Consider the following 17,872-nt stretch of genomic DNA (forward strand, 5'->3'; position numbering starts at 1 on the left):
CGGAACGAGCATGCGACAGCTGACAATGACAAAGAAACTGTGGGGTTCGCTGGGCATCATCTGGATCGGCATGATTTGCCTGATGGCCTGGGGCGCCTGGGAGAACCGCCAGACGATGCTTGAAGAGCGGCGGAACGCGCTGGGTGACTATGTCGACATGGCATTGAACGTTGTCCGCGACCACGCCCGGCAAGCCGAATCCGGCGACTTATCGCTAGAGGAGGCCCGGACTCGCGCCGCCAGCGCAGTCCGCGAGATGACCTATGACGAGGGCCGCGGCTATGTCTACATCTTCAACGGCGATTATGAGCTACTCGCCCACCCTCGCCTGCCCGTCGGCACCTCCGTCCGTGATTTCCAGAACGAAGAAGGCCGCTACCTGTTTCGTGAGTTCGTCGAGGACGTGAACAACGACGATGGTATCGTCGATTACCTCTGGGCACACGCCTCAGAAGAGGATGCCCTGGCAGAAAAGTCGTCGCTCAACACAGTGTTCGAACCCTGGGGCTGGTATGTCGGCACTGGGGTGTATATCAATGATATCGATGCCGCCTTCGTTGATCGCCTGACCCGCAGCTTGCTGGCTCTCCTTGGAGTGGGTATCCCTCTGACGCTGCTGATGGGCCTCGTCATCCGTAGCGTTACCCGCCGCCTGGGTGGCGACCCCGCCTATGCGGCCGAAGTGGTTAGTCACATTGCTCAAGGTAACCTCGACCGGTCTGTCAGACTCCGCAAGGGAGACCAGGCGAGCCTGCTGTTCGACATCGAGCTCATGCGAAGCAATCTGGAGAATACCATTGGGCACATCCACCGCAGTACGGATGAGGTCAATGGCGTAGTCGAGGAGATCAGCGCTGGCAACGACGAGCTGGCCACCCGCACCGAGCAACAAGCCGCGTCCCTGGCCGAGACAGCCTCGAGCATGGAGCAGCTCACCGCCACCGTACGTCAAAATGCTGACCATGCCGGCAAGGCCAGTACGTTGGCGCACGAAACCGCCGACAATGCGGAACGCGGTCACGACGCCATGGATCGGGTCGCCGCTTCGATGAACGAGATCAACGATAGTGCGACTCAGATGTCGACCATCATCGACACCATCGACGCAATTGCCTTCCAGACCAACATCCTGGCCCTCAATGCCTCGGTGGAGGCCGCTCGAGCCGGAGAGCATGGCCGGGGCTTTGCCGTGGTCGCAGAGGAAGTGCGCAAGCTGGCCAGTCGGAGCTCTGAGGCCGCCGGCGAGATCAAGACACTTATCGACGGTTCAGACGCCAAGGTGACCGAGGGCACCCGCCTCGTACAGGAGAGCGGAGAGATCATTACCGGCATGGTGCGCGATATCCAACAGCTGACCACCTTGATCGGCGAGATCTCGGCTGCCTCAGAGGAGCAAACCCACGGTATCGAGCAGGTTAACCTGGCAGTGACCCAGATGGACCAGATGACCCAGCAAAACTCTGGGCTGGTGGAGGAGCACTCTCAGGCATCGCAGCGACTGAGCATACAGACCCAGCACCTACGTGATCAGGTAGCTCACTTTCACCTGAGTCCGCGTCAGGCCCGGTCCGAGCGGGATGACCAAACATCTCCGGCCCAGGGTCCCCAGGTATCCAGCACCGCTGAACACAGGGTCACACCGCGCGAATCCGCCACCACCACCTGACCGCTCAGGGACGATAACGTGAAACTACTCGACAACATGACGGTGCGCCTCAGCTGGAGCCTGGTGTTAGCAGTGTTCTCCGCACTGATCATCGCGCTGGGCGGCCTGGGGCTGTATGCCGCTCGCCACAGTGAGGCCGCACTGGAGACACTCAACCAGGTCAACGTGGACCAGCAGTCCTCGCTCAATCGCACCAATACTCAGATGCTGTTCACGCAGGTTGCACTGCGTGACCTGCAAGCGCGCCTGCTGGACAGCGATGGGCCACAGGATAGCGAGGCAATTCAACGCCAGGCCGTGGAGCTGCAGGGCAATCTGACGAAGGTTGAAGCTACCTTCCAGGAGTTCCTGGCACTGCCGGGAACCGGCGACCGGGCGGTCATGATCGATGAACTACAGGTGAGCTTCGCCCGCCTGATGAGTGATGGCCTGAGGCCACAGCAGCAGGCACTGGTGGCCGGAGATGCAGAACAGTTTCAGGCGCTCGCCCCCGATGTAGAAGCACTTACCGAGACCTTCTACGACGATGCGGTCACGTTCTTCGTCGACGCCGAACAGAGCGGTGCCCGACTCTACAACGGCTTTCTCGGCCTGGTCGAGGTGCTTGAGTGGATGATGATTGCCGGCCTGGTGATCGCTGCCGGCACCGTGGCGGTGGTGCTCTGGGGGGTGACAGTCAATGTCATCCGCCCGCTCGGCAAATTGGTTGGCTACTTCGAGGCAATGCAACAGGGCAACCTGGCACAACATATCCCTGAGCGCGGCAATAACGAAATTGGTCGACTCTACGCCTCCATGGCGTCCATGCAACACGGCCTGGCCGATACCGTCTCGACAGTGCGCGACAGCAGCAACGCCATCTATCAGGGAACCCAAAGCATCGCGCACGGCAACAACGACCTCTCGGCCCGCACCGAACAGCAAGCTTCCTCCTTGCAGGAAACCGCCTCGAGCATGGAGCAGCTCTCCTCCACCGTGACCCAGAACGCTGACAATGCCGGCCAAGCCAGCCAGCTGGCCGCGGAGGCCTCAAGGACAGCCCAGCAAGGGGGTGAGGTGGTCAACGACGTTGTCAGCACCATGCACGATATCAGCAAGAGCTCCCATCGTGTCGCCGAGATCATCGGGACCATCGACAGTATCGCCTTCCAGACCAACATCCTGGCGTTGAACGCTTCCGTGGAGGCAGCTCGCGCCGGCGAGCACGGCAAGGGCTTCGCCGTGGTAGCTCAAGAGGTGGGGCACTTGGCCAGCCGGTCCGGCGATGCTGCACGCGAGATCCGTGGACTGATCGAGACATCGGTAAGCCAGGTCGATCGCGGCACATCCCGAGCCGACCAGGCAGGCAAGACCATGGGCGAGATTGTGGCGGCGGTACAGCGTGTCAGCGACATCATGGACGAAATCGCCTCTGCCTCGAATGAACAGAGCAGCGGCATTGGCCAGGTCAACGATGCCGTCACCCAGATGGACCAAGTCACTCAGCAAAACGCTGATCTAGTCCAGCAGGCCGCCAGTGCCGCGAACCAGTTGGAGGCCGAGGCCAGCCGCCTCAAAGCCGCCGTTAACCGGTTTCAACTCGAGACCTCGGGTGCTGCCGGAGACAACCGGCCCATCAATGATAACGATGACTTATCGCGCTGGATGCCAGCCTTGATGACGCGTCGTACACAAGAGAAACCTCCCGCCGACACGGCCCGGACGACCCGGAGCGACGGCGACTGGGAGTCGTTCTAGACACTCGAGCCACCCCACTAAATAACAACGATATCGACGTACGCCGCTGCAGGGGAACACCATGCGAAACAACCAGCCAGTCACTCAGCAGGAATATCTGCTTCACGACGACCACTTCCTTATTTCACGCACCGATCTCAAGGGACGTATTACCTACGCCAACCCGGCATTTGTCGAGGTTAGCGGCTTCGATCACGATGAACTTCTGGGGGCCCCACACAACATCGTACGTCACCCTGACATGCCCGAAGTGGCCTACCAGAATCTTTGGGATACGCTGAAGGCCGGCGAGAGCTGGAAGGGATTGGTAAAGAACCGGCGCAAGAACGGTGACCATTACTGGGTCGAGGCCAACGTCTCCCCTATCGTCGAAGGGGAAGAGGTAAAAGGCTATGCATCTGTGCGCGTCAAGCCTTCACGCGAGGATGTCGAGCGTGCTGAAGCTGCTTACGCTCGAATTCGTGACGGGAAAGGTCGCGGGTTCACGTTGGACAAGGGTCAGCTCAAGCGCCGAGGCCTGGCCGGCTGGTTTGCAGGCGCCAGTCTGACCAGCCTGCGTGCTCGCATCGTCTCCATGGTCTTGGTGGCCGGAGTGCTTCTTGTCGCCAGCGGTGCACTGGGCCTTTTCGGCCTCCAAACCTCGGGGGAACGGCTGCGTACCCTGGATCGCGACGGTTTACAGGATGTCGCACGTCTGCAGCAGATCGACCAGCTGACCACTCAGGCGCACCAGCTACTTTCCCGCAGCGATCGATTCGAGCTCGTTGACCAGAAATCGGGATACGCCGAACAGCTGGCCAGCATCGAAGGTGATCTTGACCAGCTATGGTCAACGTTCCGTGCTCGGGAAACCAATCAAGGCAGCATCGCCGATGCCTTCGATGCCGAGCTGGCTGCCTATCGCCAGGATGGCATCAATCACGCCATCACGTTGCTTCAAAGCGAAGATAATTTCGATATCTTCAGCAAGCTTCCAGAGCATATCGAAAAGATGCAGGAGCAAGGCGAGACCCTCGCTGGCAGCGTCAATGAGCTTATCGCGAGCAAGCAGGATGCCGCCGGCACACTCGCCCAGCAGGCCCGCGAGGGACAGAGGAAGATGCTGATCGCCCTGGCAGCCCTGCTGGGTGCGGGGCTGCTGTTGCTGGTCACCATCGGCGGCATGACGCTGCGTGCAGTCATTCGACCCGTTCGCGAGTCGCGTGCCTTCACCTTGCAGATCGCCTCAGGCAACCTGGCAGCGGATGCACCTGCCCGCCGTCGTGACGAGCTGGGGCAGCTAGTTGATGCGCTGGATATCATGCGCAAGAGCCTGGGCAGCATTGTCAACGACGTCAACGGCGGTATTGGAATCGTCACTCCGGCGGCCCGGGACATTGCCCGTGGTAACGAAGACCTCTCGGCACGCACCGAGCAGCAGGCGGCTTCACTGCAACAGACAGCCGCCAGCATGGAGGAAATGACCACGACGGTTCAGCACAACTCCGACAATGCGCGCCAGGCCAGTGGCCTGGCCGAGGAGAACGCCAACGAGTCACGGGCATCCGGCGAGCTGATGCAGCGTGCGGTGTCGACCATGGATGAAATCACCGCGGGCTCACGCAAGATGACCGAGATCATCGACGTCATCGACTCCATCGCCTTCCAGACCAATATCCTGGCCCTCAACGCCTCTGTCGAGGCAGCGCGGGCGGGGGAACAGGGGCGCGGATTTGCCGTGGTGGCTCAGGAAGTGCGCAACCTGGCCAGTCGCTCCGCCGATGCTGCCAGTGAGATTCGCAATCTGATCGACGGCTCCGCACGTCAGATCGATAGCGGCGCCACCCTGATTCATCAGGCGGAAGCTGCAATCTCGAAAGTCATGGATGCCTCCACCCGGGTCAACGACATCCTCGGCGAGATCACTGCCGCTTCCGAAGAGCAGAGCAACGGGATCGCCCAGATCAACTCGGCAGTGACGGAAATGGACCAGGTAACCCAGCAAAACGCCTCGCGGGTCCAGAGCTCGGCACGGGCCGCCGGGGAGCTGGAGCAGCAGGCCGAGATGCTGACCAACGCAGTAGCGGCGTTCCGGCTGCAGGGTAGTGGCATGGAACAGGCACCGAAGCGGGAGCGCAAACAAGCGGTTGCCACCTCATCATCTCGGACCAACAAGATGAAGTCGTCGCAACGCGATGACTCCCCTATCCCTAGCGTCAAGCCACAGGCGACGACAGAAAACGTAGAGGAGTGGGAAGAGTTTTGAATGTACCCAGGGAGGGTGCCAGCATGTCGAACCCAGGATCCGGCTGGTCGGACAGCAAGCTGGAGCGCGACCTAGAGCTGACGGATACGGACTTTACGAGAATCCGCCAGCTCATCTACCAGCGCGCCGGCATCGTGCTGGCCGAGCACAAGCGCGAGATGGTTTACAGCCGTCTCGCCAAGCGGTTGCGCCACTATGGGCTGACACGCTTCGGTGACTACCTGGCTCGCCTGGAGCGACAGCCCGATGCCAAGGAATGGGAGGCCTTCACCAATGCCTTGACCACCAACCTCACCGCCTTTTTTCGCGAGGCGCACCACTTCCCACTGCTGGCCGACCACGTCCGTAGCCGGCCAGGGCGCATCCGCGTCTGGAGTGCTGCCGCGTCGACCGGTGAGGAGCCCTACTCCATCGCCATGACCCTGATGGAGGCCCTGGGCCAGCAAGCTCCCCAGCGTGCAGAAGTCGTTGCCACCGATATCGATACCGACGCGTTAACCAAGGCCAGGGCCGGTGTGTATCCGCTGGAACAGGTGAGCAAGCTGGAAGAGTCGCGCATCAAGCGTTTCTTCCAGCGTGGGCGCGGCCCTCATCAGGGGTTGGCGCGCGTCCGTCCCGAAGTGGCATCAATGGTCGACTTCCAGCCACTGAATTTGCTCGCCCCTAGTTGGCCGGTACAGGGCCCGTTCGATGCCATCTTCTGTCGCAACATCATGATCTATTTCGACAAGGCGACCCAAACCCGCATCCTTGAGCGCTTTGCTCCTCTGCTTAAGCCTGACGGTTTGTTGTTCGCGGGCCATTCCGAAAACTTCTCCTATATCACCGACCGCTTTCGTCTGCGTGGCCAGACCGTCTACATCCGTAAGCCATAGCCCGCATCTTCACTAAAGTTCTCTCTCCGGCGGCCGATATCACAGGACATGCCCTGACCGGACAGCTTGCGCTGCCAGAACCACAGGAGAGACCACTTGAGCGCCAGTAGAATCAAGGTGCTGTGTGTCGATGATTCGGCGCTGATACGCGACCTGCTCACAGAGATCATCAACAGCCAGCCCGACATGGAAGTCGTGGCCGTGGCGCCCGATCCCATCGCGGCCCGCGATCTGATCAAGCGCCACAATCCCGATGTGCTGACACTCGACGTCGAGATGCCACGCATGGACGGGTTGGATTTCCTCGAGCGCTTGATGCGCTTGCGACCCATGCCAGTGCTGATGGTTTCCTCGCTGACTCAGGCCGGTTCGGAAGTGACTCTGCGCGCCCTGGAGCTCGGTGCTCTGGATTTCGTCGCCAAGCCTTCCCTGGGCATTCGCAGCGGCATGCTTGAGTATGCCAACGAGATCGCCGAGAAGATTCGAGCGGCGGCTCGCTCGCGCCCTCATCGTGCACGGCGCCGCAACGAACCACCGCCCGAATGTCTCAAGGCTCCGCTTATCTCCAGTGAGAAGCTGATCATCATCGGAGCTTCCACCGGCGGCACCGAGGCGATCCGCCAGGTACTCGAGCCCTTACCCGCCAATAGCCCTGCCATCCTGATCACCCAGCACATGCCCGGCGGTTTCACCCGCTCCTTCGCCGAACGCCTCGATCGTCTGTGTCAGATTCGTGTCAAGGAAGCGAGCGACGGCGAGCGCATCCTTCCCGGCCACGCCTACATCGCTCCGGGGGACGCCCACCTAAAGCTCGCCCGCAGCGGGGCCAACTACGTGGCACGCCTGGACGAGGGTCCGCCAGTCAATCGCCACCGCCCTTCCGTGGATGTCCTCTTCCACTCTGCTGCCACCCAGGCCGGCCGTAATGCCATCGGCGTGCTGCTGACAGGTATGGGTAAGGACGGTGCTGCGGGCCTGGTGGAGATGCGCCAGGCCGGCGCTCCAACCATCGCCCAGGATGAAGCAAGTTGCGTGGTCTTCGGCATGCCGCGAGAGGCCATCTCCCTGGGTGGCGCCGCCGAAGTGCTGTCTCTTGAGGAGATCGCCCCGCGACTTCTCTCCCTGGTCACCGCCTCCGGCCGCGCCCAGCGTGTTTAACGTCGCGAGCCGCGGCAGTTTCTGACACTACAACACAAAGAAGGAAGCTCGGCATGACACGACTCCTGCGCAACATCAGCATCCACGCCGCCATGGTCATAGTGCTGGTCTGCTTTGCAGCAGCCATCACGGGCGTTGCTGCCATGGGCTTCCTGGCCAGCAAGCAGGCTAACGAGACCATGGCAACGCTGGAACAGATCAATATCAACCAGCTCAATGAGATCAACCGCGCAGATGCGCTGCTAAGTGGCGCACTCGTGGACCTCGAGACAGCTTCTAATCATTCCATGATGGGGCGCCGAGGTGAGGCAGACGCGCGACTAGTTTCCGCTGTTGACCAGATGGAGCGCGCCGAAGATCGCTTCGAGGCCTTCAGCGCGGTGCCACGAACCGAAGCCGGGGAGGAGCTGGGGGCCCGCGTGGAGTCGACCTTCGCCGCCGTACTCGACCTGGCACGCCAGCAACATCAAGCGTTGGATCAAATGAACTCCACCGGCTTCAATGTTCTTCGCGAGCAGATGGCCGGCCCAGCAGAGGCGCAGGAAGCCGCATTAACGGAATTCGTGCGCTATGCGGATGAGCGGGGCAACGAGCTGCAGGCTGACTACGCCAGCGTCACCAGCTTCTACGAAAAACTGGCACTCGCTGTGCTCGTGACAATTGCTCTTATGGTGGTACTGATCTACCTGGGCCTCCGCGGTGTTTTGATTCGCCCTCTCAACCAGGCAGTGGAAACGCTGGAGACTATTGCCAAGGCCGACCTTTCTAGAGAGATCAAGGTGCTCAGCCGCAACGAGATCGGCAAGCTGTATGCCGCCATGCACGACATGCAGCAGAGCCTGATCCGCATCGTCGGCGACGTCCGTGACAGCAGCGCCTCGATCCATCTGGGCACGCGCGAGATCGCCAGCGGAAACGCCGACCTCTCCTCTCGCACGGAGCAGCAGGCGGCGTCCCTGGAAGAAACTGCCTCGAGCATGGAACAGATCACTTCCACTGTGAAGCAGAACGCCGACAACGCCCGCCAGGCCAGCGGTCTGGCACTTGACGCCTCCAATACTGCCGAGCGTGGCGGTGATGTCGTTCAGCAGGTTGTCAGCACCATGCACGGCATCTCCGGCAGCTCAAAAAAGATTGCCGATATCACAGGTGTGATCGACTCCATCGCGTTCCAGACCAACATCCTGGCCCTCAACGCCTCGGTAGAGGCAGCTCGCGCCGGCGAGCAAGGCCGAGGCTTTGCTGTAGTCGCCGGTGAGGTTCGTCAGTTGGCAAGTCGCAGCGCCGATGCCGCCAAGGAGATCAAGGGGCTGATCGAGAACTCCGTCAGTCAGGTAACTCAAGGCTCCACCCTGGTAGAACAGGCCGGCGAAACCATGCAGGAAGTCGTCGCGGCCGTTCGCCGCGTTACCGATATCATGGATGAAATTTCTGCTGCTTCGCAGGAACAGAGCGATGGCATCGAACAAGTGAGCCAGGCTGTCGGACAGATGGATCAGGTAACCCAGCAGAACGCTTCTCTGGTTCAAGAAGCCTCTGCCGCTGCGGCCTCGCTCGAAGATCAGGCCAGTCGCCTGGAGAAGGCCGTGGCGGTATTTCGTTTGGCTAACGAAGCAGCCCCCAAGGCCGCTGGTTCAGTGCCTCGTGAGCAGGACGTTACCAGAGCTGCCTCTTCCGCAACGGCTGGGCGGATAGCGACTGCCGCCGGCACACCCGGCAAGCCACAAAGCACTCTTCGGCGGGAAACGCCCGCCGAGGCTGAGTGGGAAGAATTCTGAGCGACGCCGGCCGTGCCGGCGCCATTTGCCATGACACGACATGAGGAAACCCGATGGCAGACAAGAACATGAGCATCCTGGTAGTGGATGACTTCCCGACCATGCGCCGGATTGTCCGCAGCCTGCTCAAGGAGCTGGGCTTCACCAACGTCGAGGAGGCCGAGGACGGCCAGGACGCCCTCAACAAGCTCAAGGCCGGCGGCTTCGAGTTTGTGGTGTCTGACTGGAATATGCCCAACCTCGACGGCCTTGAGATGCTCAAGCAGATCCGCGCCGACGACGCCCTCAAGGATCTGCCAGTACTGATGGTTACTGCAGAGGCCAAGAAGGAGAACATCATCGCAGCGGCCCAAGCCGGCGCCAATGGCTACGTGGTGAAGCCCTTCACTTCGGCCACCCTGGAAGAGAAGCTCAACAAGATCTTCGAAAAACTTGGTATGTGATAACACCGGAGAGCCACTGGCTCTTCGGCGAGGAGATTTACCATGAGCAACGACGTTCCCCAGGGTAACCAGGCGACTCACGGAGATGACCTGGTCCAGCGGATCGGCCAGCTGACCCGAATGCTGCGCGAGAGCATGCGCGAGCTCGGTCTCGACAAGGAGATCGAACGCGCGGCAGAGGCGATCCCGGACGCTCGCGACCGCCTGAGCTATGTCGCCACCATGACCGAGCAGGCCGCAGAACGCGCCCTCAATGCCATCGACCGGGCGCAGCCGCTACAGGATACTCTAAGCGAACAGGCCCAATCTCTGGATAACCGCTGGGCCGAGTGGTTCGCCGAACCCAAGGAGCTGGACGAGGCACGCGACCTGGTCACCGAAACACGCCAGTACCTGGCCTCAGTACCGGACAGAACCCAGGCTACCAACAAAGAACTGCTCGAAATCATGATGGCCCAGGACTTTCAGGACCTGACCGGCCAGGTCATCAAGAAGATGATGGATGTGATCCGCGAGATCGAGCAGCAGCTGGTTCAGGTACTGATCGACAACGTGCCTGAAGGACAGGCACGTGACGACCTCCAGAAGAAAGCCAGCGGCCAGTGGGAGACGGACGACAGGCGACGCGAAGAGGGCCTTCTCAACGGCCCGCAAGTCAAGCCCGACAGTGAGGATATCGTGACTGGCCAGGACCAGGTTGACGATCTGCTCGACCAGCTCGGCTTCTGACGCTGACTCTTTCCCTCCCCCAACTTCCCTGATTAGGCCGTGCCTCGCGGATAAGACTGCGATTAACGGCCCTTTTTGACGCATCACCTCTTCCCCGCCGAGGTCACAATAGCCAGGGTGCAGACAAGTGCCCGGTAAACCATCATGGCGGATCAGGACAGCGATCAGGAAAAGACCGAAGAGGCCACACCCCGACGCCTGGAAAAGGCGCGCGAGGATGGCCAGGTTGCTCGTTCCCGTGAGTTGGCCACCTTCATGCTGCTCCTCGGTGGTGTCGTGGGCTTGTGGACCATGGGCGAGATGCTCTACGGCCAGCTCGGCCTGGTCATGGAACAGGCTTTCCTGTTCGAGCGCCGACATGCCATGGAAACCACGCCGATGCTAGCCCAGGCGCTGGATCTCGGCAGCCGTACCCTGTATGCCATGCTGCCGCTCTTTCTGTTGCTGACAGTGATCGCCCTCGTCGCGCCGGCGCTTCTCGGTGGTTGGTTGATATCTGCCAAGTCACTAAAGCCACAGCTAAGCAAGCTCAATCCCTTCAAGGGTCTAAAGAGAATCTTTGGCGTCCAGGCCTTGGTGGAACTGGCCAAGGCAATCGCCAAGTCACTATTGGTGGGCAGCGTGGGTATCGCATTCCTCTACCTGAACCGCGGCACCTTCATGGACTTGATGGACCAGCCTGTGCGCCAAGCTCTCGCCCAGGCACTGTGGATGGCGGCTCAGGCCAGTGGCCTTATGGTACTGACTCTACTGGTAGTGATTCTGATCGACGTGCCCTACCAGATCTGGAGTCATGCCAAGAAGCTGCGCATGAGCAAGGACGAGGTAAAACGCGAGCATAAGGAGTCCGAGGGGGATCCTCAGATCAAGGCACGCATCCGTCAGCAGCAGCAAGCCATGGCCCGGGGCCGGATGATGAGCAAAGTACCGGAGGCAGACGTGATCATCACCAACCCGACTCACTATGCTGTGGCGCTGCAGTACCGCGAGCAGGGGATGCAGGCCCCCCGGGTCGTTGCCAAGGGTGCCGATGCGGTGGCCGCACGGATTCGTGAACTGGGGGACGAGCATCGCGTTCCCCTCCTTGAGGCCCCACCGCTAGCACGCGCCTTGTACCACCATGTGGATCTCGACCAGGAAGTCCCGATGACGCTTTACTCCGCCGTGGCCGAAGTCATGGCATGGGCCTTCGGCCTACGGCGCGCCAGTCAGGAAGGTGGCGAGGCGCCCCCAACACCTCACGACCTGCCGATACCCGATGAGCTGAATGTCGCGGAATCCGGTGGCGAGAACGACGAGACACGCCAATGAAGGCCTGGAGCCAATACCTGGGACAGCGCGACTGGATGTCAAAGGTCCCGATGAAGGTCCTCGCCGGCCCAGTGCTGATCATCATGATCCTGTCGATGATGATCCTGCCGCTGCCTCCCTTCGTGCTGGACCTGCTGTTCACCTTCAATATTGCGCTGGCAGTCATGGTACTGCTGGTGAGCATGTTCACTCAGAAACCGCTGGATTTTGCTGCTTTCCCGGCAGTGCTGCTGTTCACCACCCTGCTGCGGTTATCACTGAACGTTGCCTCTACCCGCGTGGTACTGATGGAGGGCCATGCCGGGGGTGACTCGGCAGGCAAGGTGATCGAGGCCTTCGGCCAGTTCCTGGTCGGTGGCAACTTCGCCGTCGGCCTGGTGGTTTTCCTTATTCTCGTGATCATCAACTTCATGGTCATCACCAAGGGTGCCGGCCGTATCGCCGAGGTGGGCGCCCGCTTCATGCTCGACGCAATGCCCGGCAAGCAGATGGCCATCGATGCTGACCTCAACGCCGGTCTGATCGGCGAAGAAGATGCCAAGAAACGCCGCAGCGAAGTGTCTCAAGAGGCAGACTTCTACGGCTCCATGGATGGTGCCAGCAAGTTTGTGCGTGGCGACGCCATGGCCGGCCTGGTGATCATGGTCGTCAACATCATCGGCGGCCTGCTGATCGGCATGCTGCAACACGACATGGCTTTCGGTGACGCCGCTCGGACTTATGTCCTGTTGACCATTGGCGATGGCCTGGTGGCCCAGATACCAGCCCTGGTGATCTCCACTGCCGCCGGCGTCACGGTATCGCGCGTGACCACCGACCAGGACGTCGGCCAGCAGATGATCGGACAGCTGTTCGTCAACCCGCAGGTAATGATTCTTGCTGCCGGTGTCATGGGCCTGCTCGGCCTGGTTCCGGGAATGCCTAATCTGGTATTCCTGATCTTTACTGCCTTGCTGGGCGGCCTGGCCTGGTGGCTCCTGCGTGAACGTGATCGCAAGCTAGTCGAGCAAGAGATCAGCGACGCACCTGCGCCGGTGCAGGAAGCCCCCGAGGCGAGCTGGGAAGACGTCCAACTGGTCGACATCCTGGGGCTTGAAGTCGGCCACCGCCTGATACCGCTGGTCGACTCCCGCCAGCAGGGCGAGCTTCTCGGTCGCATCAAGAGTGTGCGCAAGAAGTTCGCCCAGGAGATGGGTTTCCTGCCCCCCGTGGTTCACATTCGTGACAACCTGGAGCTAGGTGCCAATACCTATGTATTGAGCCTCAAGGGAGCAGAAATCGGTCATGCTGACGCCTACCCAGGCCAGTGGCTGGCCATCGATCCTGGCCAGGTGACCGGCGAGTTGAAAGGCACCCCAACCAAGGAACCGGCCTTCGGCCTCCCGGCGGTCTGGGTTGATAGCGATCAGCGAGAACATGCTCAGGTCTATGGCTACACCGTAGTCGATGCCAGCACCGTGATCGCCACCCACCTCAATCACCTGATGCAACGCCACGCTGCCGAGATGCTGGGCCGCAGCGAAGTGCAGAAGCTGCTCGACAAGCTGGGCGAGGAGAACAAGGCGCTTGTCGAGGATGTGATCCCCAAGGCCATCACGTTAACGGTATTCCAGCGCATCCTGCAGAACCTGCTGGAGGAAGAAGTCACCATTCGCGACCTGCGCACCATCCTGGATACCCTCGCCGAGTATGCCCCTCAGCAGCAGGATGCTAATGAGCTGACTGCCCTGGTGCGCATATCACTGGGACGCGCCATCACACAGCAGTGGTTTGGCGGTCAGGAACAGCTCAACGTCATAGGCCTCGATAGCCAGCTAGAGCAGGTGTTGACCCAAGCCATGAATGGCAATGGTTCTCTCGAACCCGGCCTGGCCGAAACGTTAATGACCCAAGCCGAGCAGGCACTGGAACGTCATGAGTCCAGCGGCGAGCCACCGGTGCTGGTAGTCCAGCACAATCTGAGGGCCTTGCTATCACGCTTCCTGAGACGCCGTCTGCGTCATCTGGTGGTGATGTCCCAGGCCGAGATCCCGGATGATCGCCACTTGCGGGTCACCACCCTGATTGGAGGTCGCTAATCGATGGGCGTTATGCGTTTTACCGGAGCCAACAGTCGCGATGCCATGCGTCAGGTACGTGAGATACTTGGCGACGACGCCCTTATCCTGGCCAACCGCCCCACAGACGATGGGGTAGAGATCCTCGCCATGGCCGATGATGCCGTCGGCAACCTTACCTCCACCCCTGCCCCCGCTTCTCGCGCCGCGTCACCGAGGTCGGCGACAGCTGAATCTGACAATGAGGCTGCTCGGACAGAGCCGCACTTGCCTGCCGCCCCTGATGCGAACGAAGAGTCAGCAGACCTTCGCTCAATGAGTGCACGGTTGCTGAGTGAAATGCAGGATATGCGCGCCCTGTTGGCACGCGAACAGTCACGCCGCCATCCTGAGGTCGACTGTACCGGCCGTCTAAGACGCATCCTGCGCGAGGCCGGCTTCAGTCATGACTTCGCTCAGGAGCTCGTTACTGGCCTCCCACGAGAACTAGACAAGACCGCCCCCGACGATGAGCGCCCACTGGCCTGGCTGCAGCGTCAGCTGGCAAGCCAACTGAGCATCGGGACAGATGAGGACGCCTTCTTTCAAGCTCCTGGCATTACCGCGCTGGTCGGTCCCACTGGCGTAGGCAAGACCACCACTACGGCGAAGTTGGCAGCACGCTACGTCGAGCGCCATGGCGCTGACCGGGTGGCACTGGTCACGACTGACAGCTTCCGTATCGGCGCGCACGAGCAGTTGCGGATCTATGCCGAACTGCTCGGCATCCCGATGGTGGCACTCGATCCGGACCAACCCGTTGACTCCCTGGCTACCCGGCTGATGGGGCGACGCTGGGTGATTATCGACACTGTCGGCATGAGCCAACGCGATCAGAGAATCGTTGAACAGATTGCCCAGCTGCAGGGAGGTCGAGTCAAGGTACACATGGTCCTGCTGCTCAATGCCGCCAGCCAGCCGGAAACGCTCGTCGAGGTGGTGCAGCGATACCGGGCGGCCGCCATCTCAGCCAACTCCCGGCTTGACCGCTGCCTGGTATCGAAGCAGGACGAGGCCTGCCGTCTTGCGCCGGTGCTGGAAACGATCATACGTCACGATTTGACTCTATGCTTTGTTTCCCACGGCCAGCGGGTACCGGAGGACTTGAGCCTGCCCGATGCCGCTTCGCTAGCCGCTCGCGCACTGGCCACACGTTCACCACTTACCGAAGGTGAGGAATCGGCACCCGCCAGATCGCCCCTTGCTGGGCGCCAGTTGCTCGGGCAAGGGCGTCGAATCGCCTTATCCTTAACCCGTCTTCGCGCAAGAGTCCCAGGGTTTAATATGCTCGAAAGGGCCTGGGACCTGAGTGCCGCCTCTACGGCAGAGCAGCAGGACAATCTGTCCTCACTGCTGGAACATTCCTCCCACGCGACACCCGCTACCGGACTCCTTTGGTCTCCCCGCCGCGCAGCTAGCCGAAGTGATTGGCGCCTGCCTGACCTGTGCGTGGATGCCGAAGGTCTGCCCCGTCTGCCAGTGCGACTACAGCATCGACAACCAGCGGGTGACCTGGAGCGCCTGAAGGCAGCACTGGCACATCAAGCCAATGAGTCTTCGCCCTTCCAGTTATTCCCGACCCTGCCAGGGTCGACCATTCGTGACGAGCTCGACGGATCCTCGATCCGTTGGCTTGCACGCGCCCAGCCGGCAACGCGAGTGATTCATCAAGGGGAATCACGCTCAGTGTCTCGGCTAGCGTCACTTTTCGAAGGCAGCGGACATCTTGATACCCGACTGCGCGGCAAGGCGGTCAAGGCGTCGCTGGCAAAACTACGGGTGTCATTGCCACCATCGAAGCGAGACAGCGACGAGGCTTGCCAATATGTGCATCTCTGGCAGGCCACTTTGTATGACAAGGAGCGTGGGCAACAACTAGGCAAACGCTATTGGCTGAGTCCGTTGGAGGAAACGCACAGTGCACGACCACTACTTCAGGTCGCGCTTAACAGCGAAGGGTTAGAGCAGCTGACTCGAGAGGCCATGTCGACACTGACCGCTTGGCTTCCTGCCGGGACGCGTGCCGAGCTTTTCTTGGCTCTGGCAGCGGGTATCGCTGCGGTCACGCTTCATTTGGAGCATGCAGGAGATGAGGACGCCATGGACCTCAGGGCCGAGCTGCTGGAGTTGTTGGGCACTCGCCGACGCCGTCGAGACACTGCCCTGCTACAAGCCCTACTGCAACTGTTCGCCACTCGGGAGGCGATACGCCATATCCAAAGCAGTGAGGATGCGCAGTGATGGATCAGGCGGCAGGACTGCGGGCCAGAGCGACCAATGTATCGCGACGGCAGCATTCTACAGGGACGTCTACCACCTTGATCGTGGCAGGCCCCGAGCGCTGCATCGACACCGTGCGCAGCCTGCTCGACCATTGGCAGGCTGAAGGCTACCGCTGGGTAGGTGACCCGGATGATTGGCGTATAGTGCCCTTATCCCCGGACAGTCCCCACCTTTCGACGCTCGCCAGCGAGCAACCACGCTGGGCGATATGGGTCGACAGGGACGCCGAAGCATTTCGTCGTGGCTTGGCAACACTGACTCGCCTGCGCCAAGGCGGTGCCCCACAACGGCTCCTTGCTGTGCACCACCCTGACGTTCCCCGCCGTGGACTTCTCGAGAACCTGCGTCAGGCGGCTGCCAGTCGCCTGGGCATTGACCTTTTGGTGATCGCACGATGACGGAACGCCCTTACCTCCTGCTGATACTTGCCTTGTGTCTGACACTGCTGCCCCTACCTAGTATGGGAGCCGGCAGCTGGGTGGCGAATCAGAAAGGACCCAGAGTTGCCCTGGCCGATGCTGATGTTCGCTCGTTACCTCTTGCCTCTCCATCTGATGAGGCCAGGGGCCACCTCATCACCAGCGTGAGCTGGCGTTTTTCACTGCCCGACGCTTCTCGTCACAGGGTATTGGCTCGCCTCTGCCATCCCGTACGCTGCGTTCCAATTCGCGATGAGCGCGGGCTTACTGAGGCATTGGCAGGCCTCGACGCTGACGTCCCTCTGGCATTTCACTTCCGCCTAGTGGCCGTCGGCCCCGCAGTCCAAACGGAAGGACTGCAGGTCATCGTCAACTACCGTTAGGGCTAGCTGGGAGGCAGACGAATGTATACAGCACACGGAAAAATCGACCAGACGCAGCTGATCGAGCAGTACCTTCCTCTGGTGCGCCGACAGGCACTGGCGCTTCAGGTTCGGCTACCTGCCAGCATTGATCTAGACGACATGATTCAGGCCGGCACCGTGGGCCTGCTTGAAGCCTTGCAACGTTACAAGGCAGGTCAGGGAGCCAGCTTCGCCACCTTTGCCAGCCAGCGCATTCGGGGGGCCATGCTCGACGAGCTGCGCACTCGGGACTGGCTGCCCCGCAGCGTACGTCGCAGTGCGCGTGCCATGGATGAAGCCATCCGCCAGCTTGAACAGCGTTATGGGCGCCCCCCCGAAGAAACCGAGATCGCGCAAGAACTGGATATGCCACTGGAGGAGTATCGAAAACTGCTGACCGACACTAATAACGGACAGTTACTCCCCTTCGAAGAGCTGATGGAGGAAGGAGGTGAGGGTCGGCTTCCGGTGGGCGACAACCAGACAACGCCCTATGCACAGCTGATCGACCAAGAACAGCGCGGGCGCCTGGTGGAAGCGATTGCCGCCCTGCCAGAACGCGAAAAACTCCTGATGGCTCTGTATTATCAGGAAGAGCTAAATCTCAAGGAGATCGGCGCCGTGCTGGGCGTGACGGAATCCCGCGTGTGCCAGCTCCACAGCCAGGCGGTGAGCCGGCTGCGCACACGGTTGGCCGAGTAGAACTCAGTCCATGCCAACTCTCGATT

13 protein-coding genes are annotated in these 17,872 nt (G+C 60.9%); all 13 read left to right on the plus strand.

Annotated features, from left to right (window positions below; genetic code table 11):
* The first annotated feature begins 10 nt into the window (after nucleotides 1–10).
* The 13 genes from SCI24_RS01465 (at nucleotide 11) to SCI24_RS01520 (ending at nucleotide 17,846) form a co-directional block, all read left to right on the plus strand.
* Nucleotides 11–1,666 carry a methyl-accepting chemotaxis protein gene (locus tag SCI24_RS01465; RefSeq protein WP_318723609.1) on the plus strand — a complete coding sequence of 552 codons (1,656 nt, stop codon included), beginning with the start codon at nucleotides 11–13 and terminating at the stop codon, nucleotides 1,664–1,666.
* Nucleotides 1,667–1,684: 18 nt separating this feature from the next.
* Entirely contained in the window at nucleotides 1,685–3,403 is a 1,719-nt protein-coding gene (locus tag SCI24_RS01470) for a methyl-accepting chemotaxis protein (RefSeq protein WP_318723610.1), read from the plus strand.
* A gap of 61 nt (nucleotides 3,404–3,464) precedes the next feature.
* Nucleotides 3,465–5,648 carry a methyl-accepting chemotaxis protein gene (locus SCI24_RS01475; protein WP_318723611.1) on the plus strand — a complete coding sequence of 728 codons (2,184 nt, stop codon included), beginning with the start codon at nucleotides 3,465–3,467 and terminating at the stop codon, nucleotides 5,646–5,648.
* A gap of 23 nt (nucleotides 5,649–5,671) precedes the next feature.
* Nucleotides 5,672–6,523, plus strand: coding sequence for a protein-glutamate O-methyltransferase CheR (cheR, locus tag SCI24_RS01480; RefSeq protein WP_232911451.1), 852 nt, complete (start codon nucleotides 5,672–5,674; stop codon nucleotides 6,521–6,523).
* A gap of 96 nt (nucleotides 6,524–6,619) precedes the next feature.
* Nucleotides 6,620–7,681, plus strand: coding sequence for a chemotaxis response regulator protein-glutamate methylesterase (locus SCI24_RS01485; RefSeq protein ID WP_318723638.1), 1,062 nt, complete (start codon nucleotides 6,620–6,622; stop codon nucleotides 7,679–7,681).
* A 53-nt stretch (nucleotides 7,682–7,734) separates the two neighbouring features.
* Complete coding sequence (locus SCI24_RS01490) at nucleotides 7,735–9,459, plus strand: methyl-accepting chemotaxis protein (protein ID WP_318723612.1); 1,725 nt, start codon at nucleotides 7,735–7,737, stop codon at nucleotides 9,457–9,459.
* Nucleotides 9,460–9,512: 53 nt separating this feature from the next.
* Nucleotides 9,513–9,902 (plus strand): chemotaxis response regulator CheY, encoded by a 390-nt coding sequence (gene cheY, locus SCI24_RS01495; protein ID WP_089677136.1) that lies wholly within the window; start codon nucleotides 9,513–9,515, stop codon nucleotides 9,900–9,902.
* 42 nt (nucleotides 9,903–9,944) lie between these two features.
* Nucleotides 9,945–10,631 carry a protein phosphatase CheZ gene (gene cheZ / locus SCI24_RS01500; RefSeq protein WP_318723613.1) on the plus strand — a complete coding sequence of 229 codons (687 nt, stop codon included), beginning with the start codon at nucleotides 9,945–9,947 and terminating at the stop codon, nucleotides 10,629–10,631.
* A gap of 144 nt (nucleotides 10,632–10,775) precedes the next feature.
* The gene (flhB, locus tag SCI24_RS01505) at nucleotides 10,776–11,942 is read left to right on the plus strand and encodes a flagellar biosynthesis protein FlhB (RefSeq protein WP_318723614.1); all 1,167 of its coding nucleotides are present in this window, start codon (nucleotides 10,776–10,778) and stop codon (nucleotides 11,940–11,942) included.
* Entirely contained in the window at nucleotides 11,939–14,020 is a 2,082-nt protein-coding gene (gene flhA / locus SCI24_RS01510) for a flagellar biosynthesis protein FlhA (RefSeq protein ID WP_318723615.1), read from the plus strand. The genes flhB and flhA overlap by 4 nt, the downstream gene beginning before the upstream one ends.
* Nucleotides 14,021–14,023: 3 nt before the next feature.
* A complete protein-coding gene (gene flhF / locus SCI24_RS01515; RefSeq protein ID WP_318723616.1) occupies nucleotides 14,024–16,279 on the plus strand; it encodes a flagellar biosynthesis protein FlhF in 2,256 nt (751 codons plus the stop codon).
* A 502-nt stretch (nucleotides 16,280–16,781) separates the two neighbouring features.
* Nucleotides 16,782–17,123, plus strand: coding sequence for a flagellar protein FlhE (locus SCI24_RS21505; RefSeq protein WP_412928781.1), 342 nt, complete (start codon nucleotides 16,782–16,784; stop codon nucleotides 17,121–17,123).
* A gap of 21 nt (nucleotides 17,124–17,144) precedes the next feature.
* A complete protein-coding gene (locus tag SCI24_RS01520; RefSeq protein ID WP_318723617.1) occupies nucleotides 17,145–17,846 on the plus strand; it encodes an RNA polymerase sigma factor FliA in 702 nt (233 codons plus the stop codon).
* The last annotated feature ends 26 nt before the right edge of the window (nucleotides 17,847–17,872 follow it).

Origin of the sequence: Halomonas sp. (assembly GCF_033549285.1) — a bacterium.
In the GTDB taxonomy this organism is placed as follows: Bacteria; Pseudomonadota; Gammaproteobacteria; order Pseudomonadales; family Halomonadaceae; genus Halomonas.

Bases quoted from the DNA above. Each gene is read 5' to 3' on its own strand.
- flhB (WP_318723614.1), top strand. From the start codon at position 10,776: ATGGCGGATCAGGACAGCGATCAGGAAAAGACCGAAGAGGCCACACCC.
- cheR (WP_232911451.1), top strand. From the start codon at position 5,672: ATGTCGAACCCAGGATCCGGCTGGTCGGACAGCAAGCTGGAGCGCGAC.
- SCI24_RS01465 (WP_318723609.1), top strand. From the start codon at position 11: ATGCGACAGCTGACAATGACAAAGAAACTGTGGGGTTCGCTGGGCATC.
- flhA (WP_318723615.1), top strand. From the start codon at position 11,939: ATGAAGGCCTGGAGCCAATACCTGGGACAGCGCGACTGGATGTCAAAG.
- cheZ (WP_318723613.1), top strand. From the start codon at position 9,945: ATGAGCAACGACGTTCCCCAGGGTAACCAGGCGACTCACGGAGATGAC.
- cheY (WP_089677136.1), top strand. From the start codon at position 9,513: ATGGCAGACAAGAACATGAGCATCCTGGTAGTGGATGACTTCCCGACC.
- flhF (WP_318723616.1), top strand. From the start codon at position 14,024: ATGGGCGTTATGCGTTTTACCGGAGCCAACAGTCGCGATGCCATGCGT.
- SCI24_RS01520 (WP_318723617.1), top strand. From the start codon at position 17,145: ATGTATACAGCACACGGAAAAATCGACCAGACGCAGCTGATCGAGCAG.
- SCI24_RS01475 (WP_318723611.1), top strand. From the start codon at position 3,465: ATGCGAAACAACCAGCCAGTCACTCAGCAGGAATATCTGCTTCACGAC.
- SCI24_RS21505 (WP_412928781.1), top strand. From the start codon at position 16,782: ATGGGAGCCGGCAGCTGGGTGGCGAATCAGAAAGGACCCAGAGTTGCC.
- SCI24_RS01490 (WP_318723612.1), top strand. From the start codon at position 7,735: ATGACACGACTCCTGCGCAACATCAGCATCCACGCCGCCATGGTCATA.